The following is a 25,695-nucleotide window of genomic DNA, read 5'->3' on the forward strand; positions in this document are numbered from 1 at the left end:
CTCGTCCCAGGAGGGTGACGGGGACGAGCCGATTCGCCTGTCAGGCCCGGGGCTTGAGGGACGCGACGAACGCCGTCCAGGGCCATGTCCCGCAGGGCGACTCGCTCGGTACGGACCGTAAGTGCGGTGAGGATCCGAACTCCACCCGAAGAGAGAAAGGGCAGGCCGACATGTTCCAACATACGGCGCGGATCGCCGAGTTGGCGCTGGGAGCGCTCGTACCGGGGCGCGGGCGCCACCGCTTCCTCCGTGCGACGTCAAAGGCGGCGGCGTGATGGCGTACGACGGTGACGGCACGCCGCTGCGCCTACTCCCCTGGACCACGCCGGAGGGGGAGCTGTGTCGCATGATCGCCGCACTGCACAAGGCACTGCGGGACGTCCTGCGTATCGCCCTGAGCCGCGGCGCCCGGCTGCCCGATCCGTGTGACCACGGCGAGACCGAGGAGCGGGGCGACGGCAAGACCTGTTTGCCGGGCCTGCCGTCAGCCGATCTATCTCTGAGCATGACAATGAGCGCATGAAGAAAAAGGTGCTGCTCATCGCCGCTGTCTGTGTGGCCGTCTGCGTTGCCGCCGCGGCGCCGTTGCTGAAGAAGTACGACGACAACCTGCCGGACGTGGTCAACGACCACCTCCTCCACGAGCGCATCAAGACCTACGCGACCGCGAGCGACGTCCCGAAGCCGGGCGAGGGTGACCTGCTGTTCGCCCTCCCCGGCTGGGTTCCCGAGGACGCCACGCACATCACGGAGAAGGTGCAGACGACCGGCAACGCCAAGCTGATGCGCTTCACCCTCGGCTCGGCCCCGCTGAAGCTGAGCGGGGCGAAGAGGTGCGCGGGGGGTGCCTTTAACGGGGAGCCGGCCCTGGACGCGAGCTGGTGGCCGGACGGCGTGGGGGAGAGCGACGGGCGGGTGGACTGCTCCGACGACTACCAGTTCCGGGTGGTGGTCAAGGGGCACCAGGTGTACGCGTGGACCAACGGCGACCGGGCGGACTCCTGACCGGGCCCGGCACACGCGGAGCGGGGCGCCCCTCCCGGAGAAGGGGCGCCCCGAAAACGTCTGCCGGCCCGTCTACGGCAGCGCCAGCATCCGCTCCAGCGCCAGCTTCGCGAAGCTCTCGGTCTCCTTGTCGACCTGAATCCGGTTGACGACCTTGCCGGCCGCCAGCGACTCCAGGGTCCACACCAGGTGGGGGAGGTCGATGCGGTTCATGGTCGAGCAGAAGCAGACCGTCTTGTCGAGGAAGACGATCTCCTTGTCCTCGGCGGCGAAGCGGTTGGCCAGGCGGCGGACGAGGTTCAGCTCCGTACCGATGGCCCACTTCGAGCCGCGGGGGGCGGCCTCCAGGGCCTTGATGATGTATTCCGTCGAGCCGACGTAGTCCGCCGCGGCCACGACCTCGTGCTTGCACTCGGGGTGGACGAGGACGTTGACGCCGGGGATGCGGGCGCGGACGTCATTGACCGAGTCGAGGGAGAAGCGGCCGTGGACGGAGCAGTGGCCGCGCCAGAGGATCATCTTGGCGGCGCGCAGCTGCTCGGCGGTCAGGCCGCCGTTCGGCTTGTGGGGGTTGTAGAGGACGCAGTCGTCGAGGGACATGCCCATGTCGCGTACGGCGGTGTTGCGGCCCAGGTGCTGGTCGGGGAGGAAGAGAACCTTCTCGCCCTGCTCGAAGGCCCAGTCCAGCGCGCGCTTGGCGTTGGAGGAGGTGCAGATCGTGCCGCCGTGCTTGCCGGTGAAGGCCTTGATGTCGGCGGAGGAGTTCATGTACGAGACGGGTACCACCTGGTCGGCGACGCCGGCCTCGGTCAGTACGTCCCAGCACTCGGCGACCTGCTCCGCCGTCGCCATATCGGCCATCGAGCAGCCGGCGGCCAGGTCGGGGAGGATCACCCGCTGGTCGTCGCCGGTGAGGATGTCGGCCGACTCGGCCATGAAGTGGACGCCGCAGAAGACGATGTACTCCGCGTCCGGCCGGGCGGCCGCGTCCCGCGCGAGCTTGAAGGAGTCGCCGGTCACATCGGCGAACTCGATGACCTCGTCGCGCTGGTAGTGGTGCCCGAGGACGAAGACCTTGTCGCCGAGCTTCGCCTTGGCCGCGCGGGCGCGCTCGACGAGGTCGGGGTCGGACGGGGCCGGCAGGTCGCCGGGGCACTCCACGCCGCGCTCGCTCTTCGGGTCGGCCTCGCGGCCGAGGAGGAGCAGCGCCAGCGGGCTCGGCTGGACGTCCAGGGGCTGGGCGGTGGTCACGACACGCACCCTCTCTTTTCTGCAGACGGCTCTTTACGCAGCCTTTTCGTCTATTTGACGCTATCTATCATAACCGGTTCACGTCACTTTGACGATGGCCATAGTGTCGATGTGACGCACCAGCACTCCGTGATGTGTGCTCGGCCACCGGCTCCCGGCCGCCGGTGTGCGAGCATGAAGAGAGAATTGCGGCAGCCGGAATTAATCCGGGGTCCCGTCGGTTGCAGCCGACGGCAAGCGGTCCGTACAACCCGGGAGAGATGTAGATGAGCGTGCAGGACGAGCAGACCACCGTCAGCGACGGCATCATCCTGTCCGACGCGGCCGCGTCGAAGGTCAAGAGCCTGCTGGAGCAGGAGGGCCGCGAAGATCTCGCGCTGCGGGTGGCGGTCCAGCCCGGCGGCTGCTCCGGACTGCGGTACCAGCTCTTCTTCGACGAGCGCTCGCTCGACGGCGATGTGGTCAAGGACTTCGACGGCGTCAAGGTCGTCACCGACCGGATGAGCGCCCCCTACCTGGGCGGCGCCTCCATCGACTTCGTCGACACCATCGAGAAGCAGGGCTTCACGATCGACAACCCGAACGCCACGGGCTCCTGCGCCTGCGGCGACTCCTTCAGCTGAGCAGCAGGAGGAGCTAAGGGCACGAAAGGCGGCGCGCCCCCGGCCGGGGGCGCGCCGCCTTTCGTGGTGCCTGGGTCGCCGCCCGCCGGGTGGCCGGTCGCCGGGGAATGCCAGGATGGCGCCATGACGACGCAGCGCGAGAATGCCGTGGCGGCCGACGCCGCCGATGCCGGGTCCTGGCCGGGCGGGGGACCGGTGCACGGTGACCTTCTCGCGGCGAAGGAGCTGGTGTACGACCCGAGCGGGTTCACCTGCTCCGCCCCCGTGCCCGAGGCCGAGAGCGCCGAATACGCGGCGTACACCTTCACCCTGGACGGCCTGTCCGTCCGGTTCCGCGCCGCCAAGATCACCCCGACGAAGACCGGCCAGTTCGTCACGGTGTGGAAGAGGTCGGCGGACGGGCCGATTCAGCCCTTCGACTCCACCGACCCCATCGACCTCTTCGTCATCAGCACCCGGGACGCCGGCCACTTCGGACAGTTCGTCTTTCCGCGGGACGTGCTCTGCGAACGGGACATCGTCGCAAGGAACGGCTCCGGCGGAAAACGGGCCTTCCGCGTCTACCCGCCCTGGGCGACCACGGTCAGCCGCCAGGCCCGCAGCACGCAGAAGTGGCAGCTGAACCATTTCCTGGAGATCGGTGCGGCCGAGGAGACCGGTGCGGACGGGGCCGTCGACGCCGCCCGCGCCCGAGCGCTCTACCGGCCGTAGGACACAGGGCGGCGGCCGCGGGAACACGCCGTCCCGCAGCCGCCGCCACCAGGTCACGCCCTACGCCATGGCCCAGGTCATGCCCTACTGCTTCGGCACCGACTCGCCGGTCGAGACATCGACCACCTTGCGGCCGTCCAGCGGCTTCTCCAGCGTCACCGTCCTGGTGAAGTCCTTGGCGATCTTCACGCAGATCTGGTGCGGATGCTTGTCCTTGCCGGTGACCTTGGTCTTCACCGTCGTCGCCGACTCCTCGGCGCTCACGGTGTACGTGCTGCACACGCCGCCCCAGAAATGCACGGTCAGCTTCTTGCCGTCCTTGGACACCGCATACGACTCCAGGGCCATCACCCCGGGCTTGCCGGACGGCTTGTGCGGCGGCTGTCCGGGGCCCTGCGACGAGCGGCCGGGGGCGTGCGCCAGGTACTTCGGGTTCACCGCGGGGTGCGCGACGATCGACGTCGCGTCCGGGCCGTCATCGGCGCCGGGCTGCCGCACCCGGTACAGCCACGACGGCACCAGCGCCTGCCCGCCGTTCACGTACTGCACCGCGAGTCCGAAGACCGCGCCGGTCACCTCCGTCGGCCGCTGGCCCTTCGTCGGCGCGGGCTCGCAGGGCGCGATCTCGCCGCCGCCCTTCTCCTCCGGGGGTGTCGAGGGGCAGCCGGCCGGCTTGCGCCCGTCGCCCGAATTCAGCCGGTCCAGGGTCTGGCCGGCGCTCAGTACCGGATAGTCGGCGCCCTTGGCCGGGTGCGCCAACTGGCCGCTGCCGCCGACCACCTGACCGTCCGAGCCGACCTGGAGATCGCTCTGCCAGCCGTATGTCGGCAGTCCGCCGATCACCGGGTCGGCGGTCACGATCCGTACCGCGCCGGACAGCCCGCTCGCATCCAGCTTCGCGTTCTCCTGGCCGAGCGCCTTCAGCGCCGGCCGCACCGCCTCCTCGGCCTTCCTCGCCGAGACCGCGCCCTTGCCGCTGCCGTCGTCCTCGGTGGACGCGTCCCCGCCACCGCGGTACGAGGGGCAGCCGGGGCGGCTCGACGCCGTGCCGCCGGCGTCGGTACCGGCCTGCGGCGAGGCGGGCAGCGCGCAGTTCGTCCCGCCCGGGGTGCCGTACTGCGAGTACGTCCAGGAGCCCGAGCCGGTCTTGGTCACCTGGAGTACGGGGCTCCGGGCGTCCCGCGTCAGCCCGCCGACCTTCCAGGTGGCGCCGTCCGACCGGACCTTTCCGGCCACATCCAGCGCCTTGGCCAGCCGTTCCACGGCCGCCTTGCCGATCTGGCCCTTCGGGCGGTACACCGGCGCGGAATCCGGGCCGTCCGGCAGCTTCGTCACCGCCTTGTAGTGCGCGCCCTGCGGATTGGGCTCACCCGCCGCTATCCCGCCCCCGGTGTAGCCGTCGAGGGCCAGCGGCGGGGGATTCCCCTTGGCCGCGGCCTCCGCTCCGGAGCCCCCGCTGTCGGACGCGGACGAGGCCCAGTACGCCGCGCCGCCCCCGGCGAGCAGCACCGCGGCGGCCATCGAGGCGATCAGGACCGGCCTGCGCCGCCTGCGCTCCGTGCGCTCCGGGGTCTCGGGGGTGTCCGGGATCTCCTCGGTGTCCTCGGTGTTCACCGCATCGCTCCTTCGGCTCCGCTGAACATCTGACGTGCCATCCTCCAGGAGGTCATCCTCCTGGAGGTATGGACGTCGATGGGACGGGGCCGGGGCGTGGGCGGTTCCCTGCGGAGGGCGTCCGGCCCGCCGCTCAGTCGCCGTAGTCGGACATACCGTCCACCAGCGCGGCCGATTTCGCCGGGACCCTGACCCCGTGCAGATCGGACGCCTTGCCCGGAGCGGGGGCGCCGGACCGGCCGGCCGTGAAGCGTGGCGCCATCCGCGCGCAGTCCCCGCGCAGCTGGTCGAGCGACTCCGGATCCTGCGCCGCGCAGGCGCGGGATGTACGGGACGGTGTGACGGCTTTCACAGGCTTGGTCATAGGGGCACGGTACGCAGCCGCCTACCGCGAAGAAAGACCTACTATTGGGTAGTTTCGGTATGTCCAATCGTCCGGGATGACCGGGTGGCGAGGCGGTGCGCCGGGTAGCGTTGCTCTACGTCCGCTTGTCCCTCCGCCTTCCGCAGGAGCAGACCCGCCGTGCGTATCGCAGTCTCCGGCTCCATCGCCACCGACCATCTGATGACCTTCCCCGGCCGCTTCGCCGACCAGTTGGTCGCCGACCAGCTGCATACGGTCTCCCTCTCCTTCCTCGTCGACCAGCTCGACGTCCGCCGTGGCGGCGTCGCGCCCAACATCTGCTTCGGTATGGGCCAGCTCGGCATCCAGCCGGTCCTGGTCGGTGCCGCGGGCAACGACTTCGAGGAGTACCGCGCCTGGCTCGACCGCCACGGCGTCGACACCCGTTCGGTCCGCATCTCCGAGGTTCTGCACACCGCCCGCTTCGTGTGCACCACCGACACCGACCACAACCAGATCGGCTCCTTCTACACCGGCGCCATGAGCGAGGCCCGGCTGATCGAGCTGCAGCATGTGGCCGAGCGGGTCGGCGGCCTGGACCTCGTACTGATCGGCGCGGACGACCCCGAGGCGATGATCCGGCACACCGAGGAGTGCCGCAGTCGCGGTATCCCCTTCGCCGCCGACTTCTCCCAGCAGATCGCCCGGATGGACGGCGAGAACATCCGCACCCTCATGGAGGGCGCCACCTACCTCTTCTCCAACGAGTACGAGAAGGGCCTGATCGAGTCCAAGACCGGCTGGAGCGCCGAGGAGATCCTCGCCAAGGTCGGCACCCGCGTCACCACCCTCGGCTCCAACGGCGTCCGTATCGAGCGGGTCGGCGAGCCGGCCATCGAGGTCGGCGTCCCGGAGGAGAACGCCAAGGCCGACCCGACCGGCGTCGGCGACGCCTTCCGCGCCGGCTTCCTGTCCGGCCTGGCCTGGGGCGTCGGCCTGGAGCGCGCCGCGCAGGTCGGCTGCATGCTGGCGACGCTGGTCATCGAGACCGTCGGCACCCAGGAGTACGAGCTGCGCCGCAGCCACTTCATGGACCGCTTCACCAAGGCCTACGGCCACGAGGCCGCCGGCGAGATCCAGGCCCACCTGGCCTGAGCCGCTCCCGCCTCAGACGCGGCGCCGCACCACATATGCGGCGCCGCGTTCGGCGTCCCGCTCGCCCACGTACTCCTGCTCGCGCATCGCGCACCACGCGGGGATGTCCTGCCGCGCGGCCTCGTCGTCGGAGAGCACCGTCACCGTGCCGCCGACCGGCACCTGGCCGATCACCTTCGCCAGCTCGATGACCGGAATCGGGCAGCGCTTGCCGAGCGCGTCGACCACCAGCCCGGCGGCCGCCCCGGCTCCCGGTGCTTCCGGTGCGGCCTGCGGCGCTTCCGGTGCGGCCTGCGGCGCCGGCACCCCCAGCCGCTCCCGCACCGAGCGCACCGTTTGAGGCAGCACCTGAAGGAACCGCTCCACCTCCGCACCGGACGTGCCGTACGGGAGCGATACCCGGACGTTCCCCTCCGACAGCACGCCCATCGCGCGCAGCACATGGCTCGGCGTCAGGGTGCTGGAGGTGCAGGACGATCCGGACGACACCGAGAAGCCCGCATGGTCGAGTTCATGCAGCAGGGCCTCCCCGTCGACATAGAGGCAGGAGAAGGTGACGAGGTGGGGGAGGCGGTGGTCCGCGTCGCCGGCCACCTCCACATCGGGGACCAGCTCAGGCACCCGCCGGCGGATGCGGTCCACCAGCTCCCGCAGCCGGGCCGCTTCGTCCCGGCCCGCCTCCGCCTCGGCGCGCAGCGCCCGCAGGGACGCGGCGGCCGCGACGATCGCCGGGAGGTTGCCGAAGCCGGGGACGCGGCCCGACTCCCGTTCGTCCAGGGGCCCCTGGGGCGAGAAGCGGGTGCCCTTACGGATGGCGAGCAGTCCGACGCCGGGCGGGCCGCCCCATTTGTGGGCGCTCGCCGCCATCAGCGACCAGGCGCCGGGCACCGGCCCCCAGGCCAGCGACTGCGCCGCATCCACCAGGAGGGGCACCCCCGCCTCCTGGCAGAGCGCCGCTACCTCCTCGACCGGCTGTTCGGTTCCCACCTCGTGGTTGGCGGACTGAAGGCAGGCGAGCGCGGCGCCGGGTTGCAGGGCGGCGGCGAAATCCTCCGCCGCGACCCGGCCCGTACGGTCCACGCCGACCTCCGACAGCGTGCCGCCGGCCGCCTCATGGACCTCGGCGGCGTGCAGGACGCAGGAGTGCTCGACGGCGGAGTGCACGAGGAGTCGGCCGACACGCCGACGGGCGGCCAGCACCCCGAAAATTCCGGAATGCACCGCCTGCGTCCCCGAAGGGGTGAAAACCAGCTCGTCGGGGCGGCAGCCCACCGCCTCCGCCGCGGCCTCGCGCGCCGCGTCCAGCAGCAGCCGGGCCCGCCGCCCCTCCCGGTACAGGCGCGCCGGATCGGCCCAGCCCTCATCGAGGGAGGCGAGCAGCGCCTCCCGGGCGACGGGATGCAGCGGGGCGGCGGACGCGGCGTCGAAGTAGGGCACGTACGAGACGGTAGTCCCCCGACGCCGGGTGGGGGTGTCCCCGGCGTTGGCCGGGGGAGTGCCCCCACCCGGACGTGAATGCGGATCGGCGCGGCGTCAGATGCCTGGTGGGGGCGGGTAATCGGGGGTCTTGCGGACACCCCGGGGAAGACACGCCCACCCCATCGGGGTGCCTCGCGGCGCGTTGGGCACCCTCCCCGCGCGACCCCAAATAGCGTCCAGTAGGGTTTGGTCCGCATAAACATCCAAACCCCTGCCCGACGCAGGGCGGCGACCGACCAGCGAGTAAGGCCGCAGCCGACCGCGCGGGCGAGACTCTCGGGAAGGCGCTACGTGAGTCCCAACGGCTCCGACCGCTCGTCGCGGCGCCCGATGCGGCGGAAGCTGCCGCAGGTGCTTGCTGCGGGCCTGGTCCTGGCGACCGCTACAGGTTGCACATATAAGGACTTCCCCCGCCTCGGCATGCCGACGCCCGTCACCGACGAGGCGCCGCGGATCCTCTCTCTTTGGCAGGGCTCCTGGGCCGCCGCCCTCGCAACGGGCGTGCTGGTCTGGGGCCTGATCATCTGGAGCGTGATCTTCCACCGCCGCAGCCGGACCAAGGTGGAGGTCCCCACTCAGACGCGGTACAACATGCCCATCGAGGCGTTGTACACGATCGTCCCGTTCATCATCATCGCGGTGCTGTTCTACTTCACCGCGCGCGATGAGAGCGCCGTTCTCAAGACTTCCAAGAAGCCGGACCACGTCATCAACGTGGTGGGCTTCCAGTGGAGCTGGGCGTTCAACTACCTGGAGAACGTGGACGGCGACAAGAAGACCACCGGGATCAATTCTCCCGAACTCTCCGCTATCCCGGACAAGTGGAAGAAGTCCGCTCCGGCCGGTGCCGACGGCGTCTACGACACCGGCGTTCCGGGAATGCGGAACCCGCAGACCGGCAACCCGGGTCCGACCCTGTGGCTGCCGAAGGGCGAGACCGTCCAGTTCGTCCTCACGTCGCGTGACGTCATCCACTCCTTCTGGGTGGTGCCGTTCCTGATGAAGCAGGACGTCATTCCGGGCCACACCAACGTCTTCGAGGTGACTCCCAACAAGGAGGGCACCTTCATGGGCAAGTGCGCCGAGCTGTGCGGCGTCGACCACTCCCGGATGCTCTTCAACGTCAAGGTCGTCTCTCCGGCGAAGTACCGGGAGCACTTGAAGGACCTGGCGAAGAAGGGCCAGACCGGATACCTGCCGTCGGGCATCAAGCAGACGGATCACGCCAGGAATGCGGAGACCAAGAACCAGTGAGCATCCTCAACGAACCTCAGGGTGCCGCCGCCGATACGGCTGAGGCAGCACCGCCCGTACGCAAGAAGCAGCCGGGTATTGCCGTGGTGAAGTGGCTGACGACCACCGACCACAAGACCATCGGCACGATGTACCTGGTCACGTCGTTCGCGTTCTTCTGCGTCGGCGGCCTGATGGCGCTGCTCATGCGCGCCGAGCTGGCCCGTCCCGGCACGCAGATCATGTCGAACGAGCAGTTCAACCAGGCGTTCACGATGCACGGCACGATCATGCTGCTGATGTTCGCGACGCCGCTGTTCGCCGGGTTCGCAAACTGGATCATGCCGCTGCAGATCGGCGCGCCCGACGTGGCGTTCCCGCGGCTGAACATGTTCGCCTACTGGCTCTACCTCTTCGGCTCGCTGATCGCGGTGGCCGGCTTCCTCACCCCGCAGGGTGCGGCCGACTTCGGCTGGTTCGCCTACTCCCCGCTGTCGGACGCCGTCCGCTCGCCGGGCGTCGGTGCGGATATGTGGATCATGGGTCTGGCCTTCTCCGGCTTCGGCACGATCCTCGGTTCGGTCAACTTCATCACCACGATCATCTGCATGCGCGCGCCGGGCATGACGATGTTCCGGATGCCGATCTTCGTGTGGAACGTCCTGCTGACCGGTGTGCTGGTCCTGCTGGCCTTCCCGGTGCTGGCCGCCGCGCTGTTCGCCCTGGAGGCGGACCGTAAATTCGGTGCCCATGTATTCGATGCGGCAAATGGCGGAGCGTTGCTCTGGCAGCACCTCTTCTGGTTCTTCGGCCATCCGGAGGTGTACATCATTGCGCTGCCGTTCTTCGGCATCATTTCCGAGGTCATTCCGGTGTTCTCCCGGAAGCCGATGTTCGGTTACATCGGTCTGATCGCGGCGACGATTTCGATTGCCGGTCTTTCGGTCACGGTGTGGGCGCACCACATGTATGTGACAGGCGGCGTGCTACTGCCGTTCTTCTCCTTCATGACGTTCCTGATCGCGGTCCCGACCGGTGTGAAGTTCTTCAACTGGATCGGCACGATGTGGAAGGGCTCACTGTCCTTCGAAACGCCGATGCTGTGGACGGTCGGCTTCCTGATCACCTTCACCTTCGGTGGTCTGACCGGCGTCATCCTGGCCTCGCCGCCGATGGACTTCCACGTCTCCGACTCGTACTTCGTCGTGGCGCACTTCCACTACGTCGTCTTCGGCACGGTCGTCTTCGCGATGTTCGCCGGCTTCCACTTCTGGTGGCCGAAGTTCACCGGCAAGATGCTGGACGAACGCCTCGGCAAGATCACCTTCTGGACGCTGTTCATCGGCTTCCACGGCACGTTCCTCGTCCAGCACTGGCTGGGTGCCGAGGGCATGCCGCGCCGTTACGCGGACTACCTGGCGGCCGACGGCTTCACCACGCTGAACACCATCTCGACGATCAGCTCGTTCCTGCTGGGCCTGTCGATCCTGCCGTTCTTCTACAACGTCTGGAAGACCGCCAAGTACGGCAAGAAGGTCGAGGTCGACGACCCCTGGGGCTACGGCCGTTCGCTGGAGTGGGCGACCTCCTGCCCGCCGCCGCGGCACAACTTCCTCACCCTGCCGCGTATTCGCTCCGAATCCCCGGCGTTCGACCTGCACCACCCGGAGATCGCGGCCCTCGACGCGCTGCACAACGGCCACGGCTCCGAGGCTGACAAGGCCATCGCCGGCGGCAAGGAGGCGGGCAAGTGAAGATCCAGGGCAAGATGTTCATCTGGCTCGCCGTCTTCGTCCTCATCATGGCGATCGTCTACGGCGTCTGGTCGAAGGAGCCCGCGGGTACCACCGCACTGTTCCTCGCCTTCGGCCTGTGCATCATGGTCGGCTACTACCTGGCCTTCACGGCCCGGCGGGTCGACGCGGGTGCGCAGGACAACGAGAACGCCGAGGTCTCGGACGACGCCGGTGAGCTGGGCTTCTTCAGCCCGCACAGCTGGCAGCCGCTGTCCCTGGCCGTCGGTGGCGCGCTCGCCTTCATGGGCGTCGTCTTCGGCTGGTGGCTGCTCTACTTCTCGCTCCCGGTGATCCTGGTCGGCCTGTTCGGCTGGGTCTTCGAGTACTACCGCGGCGAGAACCGCACGCAGTAAGGACGGCCCCCGCGCCGTACGGGACGGGCCCGGACACCTCAGCAGGTGTCCGGGCCCGTTCGCGTTCCCGTTCCGGCGTGTCGGCACCCCATTTGCAGTCATCCAGCGCGCCGAAAGGGGGGATTCTTCATATTTTTGGGTCATGAGTAACAGACCTCGAACCCGGACGGTGCTGAGCTGCGGCCTCCTGATAGTGCCCCTGGCGGTGAGCGCCACCGCTTGTGGGGACTCGTCGTCGGAACCGCTCTCCGCCAAGCCCTACGACGCGGCCGACCAGATCTCGGCCAACACCCCGGACGGCAAGCAGAAAGCGGATCCCGACAAGCCGCTTGAGGTCTCCGTCAAGGGTGACGAGTCGCGGATCACGGACGTGACCGCCACCGACGCTTCCGGCCGCTACATCCGCGGCGAACTGAGCCCCGACGGCAAGCGCTGGCACACCACCGTGCCACTGGCCGCCGGAACGCGCTACACGGTGCGGGTGAGCACCGAGAGCGAGAGCGGCGCACCGGGCCGTAAGACCCTCGTCGTCGACACCACCGAAAACAACGACGACCGGCTCCGCGTCAAGTTCGGCCCCGACACCGGCGAATACGGCGTCGGCCAGCCGGTCACCGCCGAACTGAGCAGGGAAGTCGACGACCCCAAGCAGCGGGCCGTCATCGAAAGCGCCCTGAAGGTGGACTCCACCCCGCGCGTCGAGGGCTCCTGGCACTGGGTGGACGGCAAGTCGCTGCACTTCCGCCCCAAGGGCTACTGGCCCGCCCACGCCACCATCTCCGTCCACAGCAACCTGGACGGCTTGAAGATCACCCGCGGGCTCTACGGGGGGCCCGCCAAGCCCGTGAAACTCACCACGGGCGACGAGGTGGAGGCCATCACCGACGCCGCGGCACACCACATGACGGTGCTGCGCAACGGTGAGGAAATCAACACCATCCCCGTCACCACCGGCAAGCCCGGCTTCTCCACCCGCAACGGCGTCAAGGTCGTGCTCGGCAAGGAGAGCTTCGTACGGATGCGCTCCTCCACCGTCGGCATCGCCGCCGGAAGTTCGGACGCCTACGACCTGCCGGTCTACTGGGCCACCAGGGTGACCTTGAGCGGTGAGTACGTCCATGCCGCACCCTGGTCCGTCGGCTCACAGGGCGCGGCCAACGTCAGCCACGGCTGCACGGGCATGTCCACCGGCAACGCCCAGTGGTTCTTCAACCACGTCCGGGTCGGCGACATCGTCAAGGTCATCAACAGCGGCGGCGAGACCATGACGCCGTTCGACAACGGCTTCGGTGACTGGAACATGCCCTGGAGGGAATGGCGGGACGGCAGCGCGCTGAAGAACAAGGCCTCCAGCACCACAGGAGCCACCGAGCGCGCGCAGGATTCCGCCACCGACGCCCGGCTTCGCCCGAAGCTCTGAAGGCCTCTCAGCAGCCGCTCAGGCCGGTCGCTCAGGCCTGTACGAGCTGCCGGCGGCGCAGCAGCGAGGCGAGCGAGTCCGCGAACGCCACCGGGTCGATGGGATGGGTCACGGCGGCGTCCGCGCGGCTCCACGTCGCCAGCCACGCATCCTGCGGGCGGCCGATGAGCAGCAGCACCGGCGGGCACCGGAAGATCTCGTCCTTGATCTGCCGGCATACGCCCATCCCGCCCGCGGGCGCGGTCTCGCCGTCCAGTACGCAGACGTCGATCCCGCCCTGTTCCAGGGCCTCCAGCACGGCCGGCGCGGTCGCGCACTCCAGGATCTCGATCTGCGGGACATCGGCGGCGGGCCGCCGGCCGGCCGCCAGCCTGACCTGCTCGCGGGTGTTGGCGTTGTCGCTGTAGACCAGCACCGTGGCAGTCGCCTGCATCGTTCCTCCACGCTTCGTAGCGGCACAGTTCGAGTGGGACTGTTGCGCGGATGCTACTCCCGCACCCGGCCGGCGCAGGAGGGTTCGTACCGATCCGGGATCTGTCCGACGGCCCGTCAGGAGCGGTGGGGGCGCCGCCCCGCGGACGCCCGGGAAGTCCCGGCTTCCCTCCTTCGGGCGACCGCCCGCGCAGGTCCCCGCGAGCAGGTCATACGGCCTTGACACACCGAACGGCACCCCCCGGAGTGAGGGCGGGATAAGCGACCGACATAATGTCGGTCGTGGCGACAGCAACGACAGTAGAAACCGGGCACGCGCACCCGTCGGTCAATCGGCCGAACCTCACCAGCGTCGGAACCATCATCTGGCTGAGTTCCGAGCTGATGTTCTTCGCGGCCCTCTTCGCGATGTACTTCACCCTTCGATCGGTGACCGGATCCGCGTATTGGAAGGAATCCGCCGATGCGCTGAATCTTCCGTTCTCCGCGACCAACACCACGATCCTGGTGCTCAGCTCTCTGACGTGTCAGCTCGGCGTATTCGCCGCCGAGCGCGGCGATGTCAAGAAGCTGCGGGCCTGGTTCGTGGTCACCTTCATCATGGGTGCGATCTTCATCGGCGGTCAGGTCTTCGAATACACCGAACTGGTCAAGCACGAGGGCCTCTCGCTCTCGTCCGGCCCGTACGGCTCGGTGTTCTACCTGACCACCGGCTTCCACGGACTGCACGTGACGGGCGGACTCATCGCCTTCCTGCTGGTCCTGGGCAGGACGTACGCGGCCAAGAGGTTCACCCACACGCAGGCCACCGCGGCCATCGTCGTGTCCTACTACTGGCACTTCGTCGATGTCGTCTGGATCGGCCTCTTCGCCACGATCTACCTGATCCGGTAACCGGTACGCATCCGGTCGGAACCGGTTACGCATTTCAGACATAGCCAAAGCATCGACGCAGAAGATCCTGACACCGGGGTAATCCGTGAAAAAGCTCTCCGCACGACGGCGCCATCCACTGGCGGCGCTCGTCGTCCTACTCTTCGCGCTGGCGGTCACTGGGGGGCTGTACGCCGCGTTCGCGCCGGCGGACAAGGCTCAGGCCGATGACACCGCCCAGTCCCTTGCCATCAAGGAGGGCAAGAAGCTCTTCGCCGTGGGCTGCGCCAGCTGCCACGGCACCGGCGGTCAGGGCACCACCGACGGCCCCAGCCTGGTCGGTGTCGGTGCCGCAGCCGTCGACTTCCAGGTCGGCACCGGCCGCATGCCCGCCCAGCAGCCCGGCGCCCAGGTGCCGAAAAAGCGGAACATCTACACCAACGCCCAGATCGACCAGCTCGCGGCCTACGTCGCGTCGCTGGGTGCCGGTCCCGCCGTGCCCGACAAGCAGCAGTACAGCGCCGAGGGTGCCGACATCGGCAAGGGCGGCGAGCTGTTCCGTACGAACTGCGCGCAGTGCCACAACTTCACCGGTAAGGGCGGCGCCCTCACCAACGGCAAGTTCGCACCGACGCTCGAGGGCGTGGACCCGAAGCACATCTACGAGGCCATGGAAACCGGCCCGCAGAACATGCCCTCCTTCGGCGACGGCTCGCTGTCGAAGGAAAACAAGAAGGACATCATCGCGTACCTCGGCGCCGTCAACGGCGATGAGTCCGAGAGCCCCGGCGGCCTGGACCTCGGCGGTCTCGGTCCGGTCAGTGAGGGTCTCTTCGGCTACATCTTCGGCCTGGGCGCGCTGATCGCGGTCGCCATCTGGGTCGCAGCCCGGACTACGAAGGCCAAGAAGTCATGAGTGAGACTGGACGACACGAAGACGTGCCAGAAGAAAACCTTCCCGAGCGGGAGACGGCACACGAGGGCGCGGTTCAGCCCGCCGGCGATCCGTTCGCCGACCCCGGGCTGCCGGCGCACGAGCACCGCATCCAGGACATCGACGAGAAGGCCGCCCGGCGCTCCGAGCACATGGTGGCGCTGCTGTTCCTGGTGTCGATGCTGGCCACGGTCGGCTTCATCGCCTCCTACGTGGCCGTGCCGATCGACAAGATCGTCTACATCTGGCCGATCGGTCACATCAGCGCCCTGAACTTCGCGCTGGGCCTCACGCTCGGCGTCGCGCTCTTCTGCATCGGCGCCGGCGCGGTCCACTGGGCCCGCACGCTGATGTCGGACGAAGAGGTCGCCGACGAGCGCCACCCGATCGAGGCGCCCCCGGAGGTCAAGGCCAAGGTTCTGGCGGACTTCGCCCAGGGTGCCAAGGAGTCGCAGTTCGGCCGGCGCAAGCTGATCCGCAACACGATGTTCGGCGCGATGGCCCTGGTGCCGCTCTCCGGTGTCGTCCTGCTGCGTGACCTCGGGCCGCTGCCCGAGAAGAAGCTGCGGACGACGAACTGGAAGAAGGGCGTCCGTCTGGTCAACCAGTCGACGAACCTTCCGCTGCGCCCCGAGGACATCGCGGTCGGCTCCCTGACCTTCGCCAAGCCCGAGGGCCTGGAGGAGGACAGCGAGGACTTCAACGAGAAGATCGCCAAGGACGCCCTGATGATCGTGCGGATCCAGCCGCAGGACATCAAGGACAAGCACGAACTGTCCTGGTCGCACGAGGGCATCGTGGCGTACTCGAAGATCTGCACCCACGTGGGTTGCCCGATCAGCCTGTACGAGCAGCAGACGCACCACGTGCTCTGCCCGTGCCATCAGTCGACCTTCGACCTCTCTGACGGTGGTCGGGTGATCTTCGGTCCGGCCGGACACGCCCTGCCGCAGCTGCACATCACGGAGAAGGACGGCTTCCTGGAGGCCGCGAGCGGCTTCGCGGAGCCCGTCGGCCCGAGCTTCTGGGAGCGCGGATGAGTAACGAGACAAGCGCGACCACCACGCGCCGTGGCCAGGCGCCACGGGGTGAGCGGATCGCCGACTGGGCGGACGGCCGGCTGGGCATCTACAGCCTCGCCAAGTCCAACATGCGCAAGATCTTCCCGGACCACTGGTCCTTCATGCTGGGTGAGGTCGCGCTCTACAGCTTCATCATCATCATCCTGACCGGTGTCTACCTGACGCTGTTCTTCCACCCCAGCATGGCCGAGGTGACCTATCACGGTTCCTACGTGCCCATGCAGGGAATCCGGATGACCCAGGCCTTCGAGTCGACGCTGAACATCAGCTTCGACGTCCGCGGTGGCCTGCTCATCCGCCAGATCCACCACTGGGCCGCGCTGGTCTTCCTGGCCGCGATGATGGTCCACATGATGCGGGTGTTCTTCACCGGCGCCTTCCGCAAGCCGCGCGAGGTCAACTGGCTGTTCGGCTTCCTGCTGTTCGTGCTGGGCATGTTCACCGGCTTCACCGGCTACTCGCTCCCCGACGACCTGCTCTCCGGCACCGGCGTGCGGTTCATCGAGGGCGTCATCCTGGCGATGCCGCTGGTCGGCTCGTACCTGCAGATGTTCATCTTCGGCGGGGAGTTCCCGGGGCACGACATCATCCCGAGGTTCTTCACGGTGCACGTCCTGCTGCTGCCGGGCATCATGCTCGGCCTGCTGGTGGCGCACCTGATCCTGGTCTTCTACCACAAGCACACGCAGTTCCCGGGTGCCGGCAAGACCAACAACAACGTCGTGGGCATGCCGCTGCTGCCGGTCTACATGGCCAAGGCCGGAGGCTTCTTCTTCCTGGTCTTCGGTGTGATCTCGGTGATCGCCGCGATCGCCAGCATCAACCCCGTGTGGGCCATAGGGCCGTACCGGCCGGACCAGGTCTCCACTGGTGCGCAGCCGGACTGGTACATGGGCTTCGCCGAGGGCCTCGTCCGTGTCATGCCGGGCTGGGAGTGGAACTTCTGGGGCCACACCGTCAACTTCGGTGTGCTGATCCCGATTCTGGTCTTCCCCCTGGTCCTGGTCGCCATCGCGGTCTACCCGTTCGTCGAGTCCTGGGTCCGCGGCGACAAGCGCGAGCACCACATCCTGGACCGCCCGCGCAACGTCCCGACCCGCACCGGCTTCGGCGTCGCCTGGCTGATCGCGTACTTCGTGATGCTGATCGGTGGCGGCAACGACCTGTGGGCGACGCACTTCCACCTGTCGCTCAACTCGCTCACCTGGTTCGTCCGGATCGGCTTCTTCGTCCTTCCGGTGCTGGGCTTCATCGCCACCAAGCGGATCTGTCTGGGTCTGCAGCGGCGCGACAAGGACAAGGTGCTGCACGGCCGCGAGTCGGGCATCATCAAGCGCCTGCCGCACGGTGAGTTCGTCGAGGTCCACGAGCCGCTCGGCCAGGAGCAGCTGCACGTGCTCACCCAGCACGAGCAGCCCGCACCCCTCGAGCTGGGCCCGGAGGTCGACGAGAACGGCGTCCGCCGCAAGCTCAGCCGGTCGCAGAAGCTGCGTGCCAAGCTCTCCAAGACCTACTACGGCGAGGACAACGTCATCCCCAAGCCGACGGTCGAGGAGTACCAGGAGATCACCAGCGGCCACGGCCACCACTGATCACCGCAGCGCGCTAGCGCGCACCAGGTAGTACGCCACCCAGAGGGCCCCGTCTGACCAGTGGACGGGGCCCTCCGGCATGCCCGGGGGCTCGATAGGGTGAGGTCACAGGCAGTAGAGAAGACCAGGAGTGTGGACCATGAACGTTGTGACCCCGGTCGGCGGCGACAGCGTGGCGGCCCACACCTGGCCGGGCGTCCTCAACGCCCTGCTCGACGGCCATGACCTCGCGGCGGACGACACCGCATGGGCGATGGACAAGATCATGCGGGGCGAGGCCACCGACGCCCAGATCGCCGGCTTCGCGGTGGCGCTGCGGGCCAAGGGCGAGACCGTCGCGGAGATCTCCGGACTGGTGCGCACGATGTATGCGCACGCCCGGCTGATCGAGGTGCCCGGGCCGAGCGTGGACATCGTCGGCACCGGCGGCGACGGCGCCAAGACCGTCAACATCTCCACGATGTCCTCGATCGTGGTGGCCGGCACCGGCGCCAAGGTCGTCAAGCACGGCAACCGCGCCGCGTCCTCGGCCAGCGGCGCCTCCGACGTGCTGGAGAAGCTCGGCGTCAATCTCGACCTCACCCCGCAGCGGGTCACCGAGGTCGCCCAGGAAGCGGGCATCACCTTCTGCTTCGCGGTGAAGTTCCACCCGGCGCTGCGCCATGTCGCCAACGCCCGCGGCCAGCTCGGCATCCGTACGACCTTCAACCTGCTGGGCCCGCTGACCAACCCCGCCAAGGTCCGCGCCCAGGCCACCGGCGTCGCCGATGCGCGGATGGCGCCGATCCTGGCCGGGGTGCTGGCCGAGCGCGGCTCGTCGGCGCTGGTGTTCCGCGGCGACGACGGCCTGGACGAGCTGACCACCACCGCCACCTCCCGGGTGTGGATCGTCCGCGACGGCACGGTCACCGAGGAGCCCTTCGACCCCCGGGACGTCGGCATCGACCTCGTCCCGGTCGAGGCGCTGCGCGGCGCGGACGCCTCGTACAACGCTGATGTGGCCCGCCGGCTGCTGGACGGCGAGCGGGGGCCGGTGCGCGACGCGGTGCTGCTGAACGCCGCGGCGGCGCTGGTGGCCCTGGAGCCGTCCCAGGCGCCCCTGACGGAGCAGATCCGGGCCGGTATCGACAAGGCCGCCGCCGCCATCGACTCCGGTGCGGCCAAGCGGGCCCTGGAGCGCTGGGTGGCCGCCAGCAACGCCTGAGCGCGCCGTTACGCAGGGTGTGACGCAAGCCCCGGTCCGGTATCCGGACCGGGGCTTGCGCGTCTTTGATCGTGTGGCATCATTCTGCGCAGGTCACGAGTGACAGCGACATAGGCCCCGGCCCGCTGTCCGGCAACCCTCCGTCCGTGGCGGGGTGCCCCGGGTGATGACCAGGCCGTAGGCAGCGAGGTCTACGGCAAGCGCGGATCCCTCGCCAGGGATCCTGGTCCTCGAGGGAGCATTTTCCGTGATTCAGCGAATGCGATAGGGCCGTCGGCCCCTTTTCCGCACCCCTTTTTCTTTCCGCCGCGGCCGCTTCGCCGTGCCCTTTCGCGCACGCGCCCCTGCCCGGCCGCGGTAATTCGCTTGCCTCTCACGGGAGTTCGCCATGTCTGTTTCCGCCGTTGCCGCCGACCGTTCCGTTTGTGCCCCGCTGCCGGTTCTGGGCCGGGATGTCCTCGTCCCGCTCGTGACCGGCGGCGAGGTCGACTACGCCGCACTGGACTACGCCGCCAGCGCCCCCGCCCTGCAGCGGGTCTGGGACGACGTGGCCGCCTACGCCCCGTATTACGGCAGCGTGCACCGCGGCGCCGGATACCTCTCGCAGCTGTCCACCGACCTCTTCGAGAACAGCCGCACGACCATCGCCGACTTCCTCGGCTGCCGCGCCGACGACCAGGTGGTCTTCACCCGCTCCACCACCGACTCGCTCAACCTGCTCGCCGCCGTACTCCCGCAGAACACCCGGGTGTTCGTCTTCGAGACCGAGCACCATGCCTCGCTGCTGCCGTGGGAACAGCGCGCGGACACCGCCGTGACGTACCTGAACGCGCCGCGTACCCCGCAGCAGGCGGTGGACACCCTGGAGCAGGCGCTGGCGGCGCGGGAGCCCTACGGTCCCGCGCTGGTGTGTGTCACCGGCGCCTCGAACGTCACCGGCGAGCTGTGGCCCGTACGGGAACTGGCCGCCGCGGCACACGCCCACGGCGCCCGGATCGTCCTCGACGCGGCGCAGCTCGCCCCGCACCACCCCGTCGACATCGCGGAACTGGACGTCGACTGGGTCGCCTTCTCCGGCCACAAGCTGTACGCGCCGTTCGGCGCCGGCGTGCTGGCCGGCCGCGCGGACTGGCTGCAGGACGCCGAGCCGTACCTGGCGGGCGGCGGCGCCAGCCGTAAGGTCTCGCGGCGTACGGACGGCGGCGTGGACGTCGAGTGGCACACCACCGCCGCCCGGCACGAGGCCGGCTCGCCGAACGTCATCGGCGCCTACTCCATCGCCTCCGCCTGCCAGGCCCTGACCGAGGCCGGTTTCGACCAGCTGGTCGCCCGCGAGCAGGCGCTGATCACCCGCGTCCGGGAGGGCCTCGCCGAGGTGCCCGCGGTCAAGGTCCTCTCCCTCTTCGGCGACGACGCCCCGCGCGTGGGTGTGCTCTCCTTCGTCGTCGAGGGCTGGAACAGCTCGCACTTCGCGGCCGCGCTGTCGGCGGAGTACGGCATCGGCGTCCGGGACGGCCTGTTCTGCGCGCACCCGCTCGTCCGGACCCTGCTGGGCAGCGAGCCGCAGGAGCCGGGGGAGTGCGGCGCCCCGGAGGCGGCCCCCGGCGAGCGCTCCCTGAACGCCATCCGCGTCAGCCTGGGCGTTGGCACGCCGGATGAGCACGTCGACCGCTTCGTCCGCGCGGTCAAGGAACTGGTGGCAGACGGCGCGCGGTGGAACTACCGCACGGAGGACGGCCGTTGCGTTCCCGCGCGGAGCGCGGGGTAGTTCTCCCCACGTTGTCGGCTTTCCCGCCGTGGTGGTTTCGCGTCGTTGCTCCCCCACTGCCTAAAGGGCGTGGGAGGTACCCCCACGCGGCGGGCGTGGGTTTGTCGGGTGCGGTGCCACGCCTCCGGACTCCGTCCTGCGGCGCGGCCCCTCCCACGGGTGGGTGGAAAAAGGCGGGTCGGTGGGGGCGTGCGTTGAGGGTTTGTTGCGCCTGTGATCCACAGGGCGCGGCTGACCACTGACGTGCATGCCCACCGGCCTTTCTTTTTCCCACCCTCAACGGGGAGGGGGCGGGCCGTAGCGGCGGAGCCGTGTAGGTCCGGTCCCGCAGCCGAACAGCCCCGCGCAGCGGACACCGCCCGCCGCGTGGGGGTACCTCCCACGCCCTTTAGGCAGTGGGGGAGCAACGGCGACAAAGCCACCACGGCGGGACGGCCGACAACGTGGGGCCAAAGCCAAGCGCAGCGGCTACGCGTCAAGGCCAATCGAGAAGGCGGCCTCGAGGTCGTGCTGGGAGTACGTGCGGAAGGCGATGTGCGTCTCGGTGGAGGCGACGCCGGGGACCTTGCTGATCCGGCCGGGGATGACATCGGCGAGGTCGTCGTGGGCGGGGACCCGCACCATCGCGATCAGGTCGTGCGCACCGGTGACGGAGTAGACCTCGCTGACCCCCTCCAAGGCGGCGATCTTCTCGGCGATCTCCGGGATCTGGTCCACGCTGGTCTTGATGAGCACGATCGAAGTGATCACGGCTGGCTCTCTCCCTCGGTCGCCGGTTCGTTCCCCCTGGTGGCCCCCACACTATCCCTCCCGTAGCGCACCCACGCGTACAGGAAGCCGAGGGCGAAGCCGACCACATGGGCGAGGTAGGCGACGCCGGGGCCGTTGGGGTCGTCCTGTGCGGCCTGCCATTGCAGCGCGAACCAGAACAGCAGCACGATCCAGGCGGGGAAGCGCAGCGGCAGGAAGAACAGGAACGGGAAGACGCTGGTGACACGGGCCTTGGGGAAGAGGTAGAGGAAGGCGCCCAGGACGCCGGAGATCGAGCCGGAGGCGCCCACCAGGGTCTGGCCCGAGGCGGCGTGCGCGGCCGCGTAGCCGAGCAGGGCGAGATAGCCGACGACGATGTAGAAGACGGTGAACGCCAGCCGCCCCATCCGCGTCTCCGTCATACCGCCGAAGACGTACAGAAACAGCATGTTGCCGAGCAGATGCAGCCAGCTGCCGTGGACGAACAGTGCGGTCAGCGGGGTGATCAGCGCGCGCGGGGAGCCGCTCCACAGATCGAGCGGGATCACCCCCCAGCGCTCGAAATAGGCGGTCTGGGCCTGGAGCAGCGCGTCACCGGTGCCGTACACGTGGTTCAGGCCGGAGGCGGGGCCGATCACGAAGATCACGCTGCACACCCCGATCAGCACATTCGTCATCCGGGAGAAGACCGCCGCCAGGGAGCGGGCGGGGTGCGGTGGCCGGGGGACTTCCGGGAACAGGGACGGCGCCGTCATGAAGTGATCATGGCGTAATGCGGGCATTCGGGACAGAGTGCCTCGCCGCGTCCCGCCTCCTGGGCACGGCCCGCATCGGCCCCCCATCAGGCCGTAGGGTTACAGGCAGTACTTTGCGCACTTCCGCAGTCCGATGGCGCACCGCGTGACCCCGTACATCAGGACGGGACCGACGAGCATGACGAGTACGAAAGAGGACGAATCGATGGGTGTTCCCCTGCCGACGGCCGAAACCCGGTGGCGTTGCACGCTCTGCGGCAACCTCACCCGTTTCGATGTGACCCGCCGGTCGAAGGCCGTGGAGTACGTCCACCTGGACCTTGCCGGGGAGCCGCGGGTGGAGGAGCGCGAGGTGCTCAGTGAGAGCATCGAGTCCGTGCGCTGCCGCTGGTGCAACGCGGTCGACCAGATCGAGCTGGTGGACCGGCCGGGCGCGAGCGCCTGAGATCGGAGCGATCAAGCCGTGGTGGAGCGTCCAGAAAGGGAGCCGGGGGCGGCGCAGGCCGACGCATCCGAGGATGCCGTCGACGAAGTGCTCGACCGCCCGCTGCCCGAGGGCGTACGGCGCCGCGTCGTGGCGCTCACCGCGGAGTCGTTCGGCGCGCTGACGGTCTCCGAACTCCCGCCCCCCTTGCGGCAGTACGCCCGTTTCACCCCGACTCGCCGGGCCAAGTTCGCGGGGAACGCCATGGCCTCGGCACTCGAGAGCGACGCGGTCTTCCGGCAACGCATCGCGAGCAAGCTCCGCGCGGCCCAGCCGGAGCTGGCGCAGGCGCTGGAGAACGGCAGCCCGCCCGCGGCCGCCGATCCGCTGGATGTCGCGGCGGCGGCGTATGTGCTGCGCCCCGAAGGCTGGGTCAAGCTCGTCGCGGCGGCCGGCGAGGAGGCACAGCGGGCGCGCGCCGAGCAGGCCGGCGAGGAGGCCGAGCGGGAGCTGGCCCGGCTGCGTGAGGAGCTTGCGCAGGCGCGCAGCGAGGCCCGTACGGACGTCGACCGGGTCCGGGCGGACCTGGACGCGGCCCGCAAGGAGAGCGATTCGCTGCACCGCAAGCTGCGCAGCGCGCTGAGCGACGTCAAGCGGCGCGAGGCGGCGGTGCGCAAGGCCGAGGCCGCGCTGGAGGCCGCGCGCTCCCAGGCGGCGACGGAGAAGACCCTCGCGGACAGCGAACTGCGCCGGCTCAAGGCCCGGGTGACCGAGGTCGAGGGGGCGCTGGAGACCAGCCGGCGGGCCGCTCGCGAGGGCCGCAGCGTCGAGGACATGCGGCTGCGGCTGCTGCTGGACACGGTGCTCGACGCCGCCCAGGGCCTGCGCCGCGAACTGGCCCTGCCGCCCGCCAGCATCCACCCGGCGGACACCGTCGACGCGGTCGCGCCGGGCAAGATGACGCCGAAGGACATCGCGACCCGGGCGCTGTCGGAGACGGACCCGGCGCTGCTGGACCAGCTACTGGCGCTGCCGCAGGCGCATTTGGTGGTGGACGGCTACAACGTCACCAAAACCGGCTATCCCACCATGCCTCTGGACAAACAGCGGCTGCGGCTGCTGGGCGGGCTGGCGGTGCTGGCCGCGCAGACCGGTGCGGAGATGACCTGTGTCTTCGACGGCGCCGAGCTGGCCGCGCCGGTGCTGCTCGCGCCGCCGCGCGGAGTGCGGGTCCTGTTCAGCAAACCGGGCGTAACGGCCGATGAGTTGATTCGTCAGCTGGTACGGGCCGAACCGCCCGGCCGTCCGGTCGTCGTGGTCTCCACGGACCGGGAAGTGGCCGACGGCGTCGCGAAGGCCGGAGCGCGCCCGGTCGCATCGGCCTTGCTGCTCAAGCGACTTGCCCGGACCTGACGGATTTGGGGCGTAGTGACCGCCCCGCCGCGAAAATCACTTGCGTTCCATGGATTCCGTATCGCAGCGTCAAATAGCGCTTACTGCCTGTGTGATGTTGGTAAAAGATGGGGCTGGTGGCGCAGTTTTTTCCCATGGGGATTTGAAGGGATCACAGCTCGGTTACTAAGGTCGGGCCTCGAACCTTCATACAGGTGATTATCCAACCGGGATGGTCAGTGAAGGTACCGCCGAGTCCGCGGCGTTCACGCGGAGCCGGGGTCTCACCCCCCCCACTTCCCGGTAGGCGGCTGGAGGAAGAAGGAGCTCGCCCCCGTGGCGTCCCACCGTCGACCCAAGCAGCCGAGCCGTACTCGCGTGACCGTGCTCACCGCGACCGCCGCCGCGGCCGTCGCTCTCTCGTCCCAGGCCGCCCAGGCCGCCGACCCGACCAAGAAGGACGTCAAGTCCGAGGTCGACAAGCTCTACTCGCAGGCGGAGCAGGCCACCGAGAAGTACAACGGCGTCAAGGAAGACCAGGACAAGCTCCAAAAAGAGGTCGACCGCCTCCAGGACAAGGTCGCCCGCGGCCAGGGAGAGCTCAACCAGCTCCGCAAGGGCCTGGGCGCCGTCGCCTCCGGCCAGTACCGCAGCGGCAGCATCGACCCCTCCGTCCAGCTCTTCCTCTCCGGCGACCCGGACACCTACCTGGACAAGGCCTCCACCCTCGACCAGCTCAGCGGCCACCAGGCCGAGCAGCTGAAGACCATCGCGGACAAGCAGCGCCGGCTCGCCCAGGAGCGCGCGGAGGCCGCGGGCAAGATCAAGGACCTCTCCGAGACCCGTAAGGCGCTCGGCGAGAAGAAGGACGAGATCAAGGCCAAGCTCGCCAAGGCGCAGGAACTCCTCAACACCATGACCGCCAAGGAAAAGGCGGCCATGCAGGCCAAGGAGGACCGCGCCAACCGCGACAACCAGCGGGTCAACCTCGGCGACGACGTGCCCGCCTCGCAGCGCGGTGCGGCCGCCCTGGCCGCCGCCCAGTCCAAGATCGGCTCGCCCTATGTCTGGGGCGCCACCGGCCCGTCCTCCTTCGACTGCTCGGGCCTGACCTCCTGGGCGTACCAGCAGGCCGGCCAGTCGCTGCCGCGCACCTCGCAGGAGCAGGCCAACGCCGGAACCCGGATCGGCTCGGAGAGCGCCCTCAAGCCCGGCGACCTGGTGCTCTTCTACAGCGACCTGCACCACATCGGCCTCTACGCGGGCAACGGCACGGTGCTGCACGCCCCGAAGCCGGGTGCCGCGGTGCGCTACGAGTCGATCAACAACATGCCGTTCGCGTTCGGCGTGCGCGTCTGACCGGCTCGCCCCCGGGGCCGAAAGGCCCCACCACACCCTCCGTCTGACGCCCGAACGGGCGAATTGCGGCCCCCGCCGCTGACTTGCCGCCCCGCCGGTGACCTGCACAGTCACCGGCGGGGCGGCTTTTTGCGTACGGAAAGGGGT

The 25,695-nt window shown here is 69.1% G+C and carries 26 protein-coding genes and 1 riboswitch; of the genes, 19 read left to right on the forward strand and 7 right to left on the reverse strand.

What is annotated here, in order from left to right; all coding sequences use genetic code 11:
* The first annotated feature begins 53 nt into the window (after positions 1-53).
* From ACZ4S3_RS05270 to ACZ4S3_RS05280, 3 genes are read left to right on the forward strand one after another with little or no spacing between them, the layout of a single operon-like run.
* Positions 54-275, forward strand: a complete 222-nt coding sequence (locus tag ACZ4S3_RS05270) for a hypothetical protein (protein WP_467925967.1) — start codon at positions 54-56, stop codon at positions 273-275.
* Positions 275-523, forward strand: coding sequence for a hypothetical protein (locus ACZ4S3_RS05275; RefSeq protein ID WP_467925970.1), 249 nt, complete (start codon positions 275-277; stop codon positions 521-523). The genes ACZ4S3_RS05270 and ACZ4S3_RS05275 overlap by 1 nt, the downstream gene beginning before the upstream one ends.
* Positions 520-1,005 (forward strand): hypothetical protein, encoded by a 486-nt coding sequence (locus ACZ4S3_RS05280; RefSeq protein ID WP_467925973.1) that lies wholly within the window; start codon positions 520-522, stop codon positions 1,003-1,005. The genes ACZ4S3_RS05275 and ACZ4S3_RS05280 overlap by 4 nt, the downstream gene beginning before the upstream one ends.
* A gap of 72 nt (positions 1,006-1,077) precedes the next feature.
* Here ACZ4S3_RS05280 and nadA read toward each other — a convergent pair whose 3' ends face one another.
* Positions 1,078-2,265 (reverse strand): quinolinate synthase NadA, encoded by a 1,188-nt coding sequence (gene nadA, locus ACZ4S3_RS05285; protein ID WP_467925977.1) that lies wholly within the window; start codon positions 2,263-2,265, stop codon positions 1,078-1,080.
* A 257-nt stretch (positions 2,266-2,522) separates the two neighbouring features.
* Here nadA and erpA point away from each other — a divergent pair, with 257 nt between their 5' ends.
* Both erpA and ACZ4S3_RS05295 read left to right on the forward strand, forming a co-directional pair.
* The gene (gene erpA / locus ACZ4S3_RS05290) at positions 2,523-2,879 is read left to right on the forward strand and encodes an iron-sulfur cluster insertion protein ErpA (RefSeq protein ID WP_467925981.1); all 357 of its coding nucleotides are present in this window, start codon (positions 2,523-2,525) and stop codon (positions 2,877-2,879) included.
* 123 nt (positions 2,880-3,002) lie between these two features.
* Complete coding sequence (locus ACZ4S3_RS05295) at positions 3,003-3,590, forward strand: MepB family protein (protein ID WP_467925986.1); 588 nt, start codon at positions 3,003-3,005, stop codon at positions 3,588-3,590.
* 84 nt (positions 3,591-3,674) lie between these two features.
* Here ACZ4S3_RS05295 and ACZ4S3_RS05300 read toward each other — a convergent pair whose 3' ends face one another.
* Both ACZ4S3_RS05300 and ACZ4S3_RS05305 read right to left on the reverse strand, forming a co-directional pair.
* Positions 3,675-5,204: a hypothetical protein gene (locus tag ACZ4S3_RS05300; RefSeq protein ID WP_467925990.1), complete on the reverse strand. Its 1,530-nt coding sequence runs from the start codon at positions 5,202-5,204 to the stop codon at positions 3,675-3,677.
* Positions 5,205-5,337: 133 nt separating this feature from the next.
* Complete coding sequence (locus ACZ4S3_RS05305; RefSeq protein ID WP_467925992.1) at positions 5,338-5,568, reverse strand: hypothetical protein; 231 nt, start codon at positions 5,566-5,568, stop codon at positions 5,338-5,340.
* 159 nt (positions 5,569-5,727) lie between these two features.
* On the opposite strand from ACZ4S3_RS05305, the gene ACZ4S3_RS05310 reads away from it, so the two are divergent.
* Entirely contained in the window at positions 5,728-6,702 is a 975-nt protein-coding gene (locus tag ACZ4S3_RS05310; RefSeq protein ID WP_467925994.1) for a carbohydrate kinase family protein, read from the forward strand.
* A 12-nt stretch (positions 6,703-6,714) separates the two neighbouring features.
* On the opposite strand, the gene ACZ4S3_RS05315 is transcribed toward ACZ4S3_RS05310, so the two are convergent.
* On the reverse strand, positions 6,715-8,139 hold the full coding sequence (locus ACZ4S3_RS05315) for an aminotransferase class V-fold PLP-dependent enzyme (protein ID WP_467925998.1): 1,425 nt from the start codon (positions 8,137-8,139) through the stop codon (positions 6,715-6,717).
* Positions 8,140-8,472: 333 nt separating this feature from the next.
* On the opposite strand from ACZ4S3_RS05315, the gene ctaC reads away from it, so the two are divergent.
* The 4 genes from ctaC (at position 8,473) to ACZ4S3_RS05335 (ending at position 12,983) form a co-directional block, all read left to right on the forward strand.
* Entirely contained in the window at positions 8,473-9,435 is a 963-nt protein-coding gene (gene ctaC, locus ACZ4S3_RS05320; RefSeq protein WP_467926002.1) for an aa3-type cytochrome oxidase subunit II, read from the forward strand.
* On the forward strand, positions 9,432-11,168 hold the full coding sequence (gene ctaD / locus ACZ4S3_RS05325; protein WP_467926005.1) for an aa3-type cytochrome oxidase subunit I: 1,737 nt from the start codon (positions 9,432-9,434) through the stop codon (positions 11,166-11,168). The genes ctaC and ctaD overlap by 4 nt, the downstream gene beginning before the upstream one ends.
* Positions 11,165-11,563 carry a cytochrome c oxidase subunit 4 gene (locus ACZ4S3_RS05330; protein WP_467926009.1) on the forward strand — a complete coding sequence of 133 codons (399 nt, stop codon included), beginning with the start codon at positions 11,165-11,167 and terminating at the stop codon, positions 11,561-11,563. The genes ctaD and ACZ4S3_RS05330 overlap by 4 nt, the downstream gene beginning before the upstream one ends.
* Before the next feature lie 142 nt (positions 11,564-11,705).
* Positions 11,706-12,983, forward strand: coding sequence for a L,D-transpeptidase (locus ACZ4S3_RS05335; RefSeq protein ID WP_467926012.1), 1,278 nt, complete (start codon positions 11,706-11,708; stop codon positions 12,981-12,983).
* Between the two features lie 31 nt (positions 12,984-13,014).
* Here the strand turns inward: ACZ4S3_RS05335 and ACZ4S3_RS05340 are convergent, their stop codons facing one another.
* The gene (locus ACZ4S3_RS05340) at positions 13,015-13,416 is read right to left on the reverse strand and encodes a hypothetical protein (protein ID WP_467926016.1); all 402 of its coding nucleotides are present in this window, start codon (positions 13,414-13,416) and stop codon (positions 13,015-13,017) included.
* A 272-nt stretch (positions 13,417-13,688) separates the two neighbouring features.
* Here ACZ4S3_RS05340 and ctaE point away from each other — a divergent pair, with 272 nt between their 5' ends.
* The 6 genes from ctaE (at position 13,689) to ACZ4S3_RS05370 (ending at position 20,868) form a co-directional block, all read left to right on the forward strand.
* Entirely contained in the window at positions 13,689-14,309 is a 621-nt protein-coding gene (gene ctaE / locus ACZ4S3_RS05345; protein WP_128509369.1) for an aa3-type cytochrome oxidase subunit III, read from the forward strand.
* 85 nt (positions 14,310-14,394) lie between these two features.
* Positions 14,395-15,204, forward strand: coding sequence for a cytochrome bc1 complex diheme cytochrome c subunit (qcrC, locus tag ACZ4S3_RS05350; protein ID WP_467926022.1), 810 nt, complete (start codon positions 14,395-14,397; stop codon positions 15,202-15,204).
* Positions 15,201-16,262 carry a cytochrome bc1 complex Rieske iron-sulfur subunit gene (gene qcrA / locus ACZ4S3_RS05355; protein ID WP_467926026.1) on the forward strand — a complete coding sequence of 354 codons (1,062 nt, stop codon included), beginning with the start codon at positions 15,201-15,203 and terminating at the stop codon, positions 16,260-16,262. The genes qcrC and qcrA overlap by 4 nt, the downstream gene beginning before the upstream one ends.
* Positions 16,259-17,896 carry a cytochrome bc1 complex cytochrome b subunit gene (gene qcrB, locus ACZ4S3_RS05360; RefSeq protein WP_467926030.1) on the forward strand — a complete coding sequence of 546 codons (1,638 nt, stop codon included), beginning with the start codon at positions 16,259-16,261 and terminating at the stop codon, positions 17,894-17,896. Before qcrA ends, qcrB begins: the two co-directional genes overlap by 4 nt.
* A 139-nt stretch (positions 17,897-18,035) precedes the next feature.
* Positions 18,036-19,100: an anthranilate phosphoribosyltransferase gene (gene trpD / locus ACZ4S3_RS05365; protein WP_467926034.1), complete on the forward strand. Its 1,065-nt coding sequence runs from the start codon at positions 18,036-18,038 to the stop codon at positions 19,098-19,100.
* 91 nt (positions 19,101-19,191) lie between these two features.
* A riboswitch (SAM riboswitch) is annotated at positions 19,192-19,309 on the forward strand.
* Between the two features lie 179 nt (positions 19,310-19,488).
* Positions 19,489-20,868: an aminotransferase class V-fold PLP-dependent enzyme gene (locus ACZ4S3_RS05370; protein WP_467926039.1), complete on the forward strand. Its 1,380-nt coding sequence runs from the start codon at positions 19,489-19,491 to the stop codon at positions 20,866-20,868.
* Between the two features lie 468 nt (positions 20,869-21,336).
* On the opposite strand, the gene ACZ4S3_RS05375 is transcribed toward ACZ4S3_RS05370, so the two are convergent.
* Both ACZ4S3_RS05375 and ACZ4S3_RS05380 read right to left on the reverse strand, forming a co-directional pair.
* Positions 21,337-21,618: an Lrp/AsnC family transcriptional regulator gene (locus ACZ4S3_RS05375; RefSeq protein ID WP_467926043.1), complete on the reverse strand. Its 282-nt coding sequence runs from the start codon at positions 21,616-21,618 to the stop codon at positions 21,337-21,339.
* The gene (locus ACZ4S3_RS05380; RefSeq protein ID WP_467926046.1) at positions 21,615-22,373 is read right to left on the reverse strand and encodes a rhomboid family intramembrane serine protease; all 759 of its coding nucleotides are present in this window, start codon (positions 22,371-22,373) and stop codon (positions 21,615-21,617) included. Before ACZ4S3_RS05380 ends, ACZ4S3_RS05375 begins: the two co-directional genes overlap by 4 nt.
* Before the next feature lie 205 nt (positions 22,374-22,578).
* On the opposite strand from ACZ4S3_RS05380, the gene ACZ4S3_RS05385 reads away from it, so the two are divergent.
* From ACZ4S3_RS05385 to ACZ4S3_RS05395, 3 genes are all read left to right on the forward strand, one after another.
* Positions 22,579-22,818 (forward strand): hypothetical protein, encoded by a 240-nt coding sequence (locus tag ACZ4S3_RS05385; protein ID WP_467927312.1) that lies wholly within the window; start codon positions 22,579-22,581, stop codon positions 22,816-22,818.
* 18 nt (positions 22,819-22,836) lie between these two features.
* Positions 22,837-24,210: an NYN domain-containing protein gene (locus ACZ4S3_RS05390; RefSeq protein ID WP_467926050.1), complete on the forward strand. Its 1,374-nt coding sequence runs from the start codon at positions 22,837-22,839 to the stop codon at positions 24,208-24,210.
* Between the two features lie 315 nt (positions 24,211-24,525).
* The gene (locus tag ACZ4S3_RS05395; RefSeq protein WP_467926055.1) at positions 24,526-25,548 is read left to right on the forward strand and encodes a C40 family peptidase; all 1,023 of its coding nucleotides are present in this window, start codon (positions 24,526-24,528) and stop codon (positions 25,546-25,548) included.
* The last annotated feature ends 147 nt before the right edge of the window (positions 25,549-25,695 follow it).

The organism is Streptomyces sp. NPDC028368, from assembly GCF_055565615.1.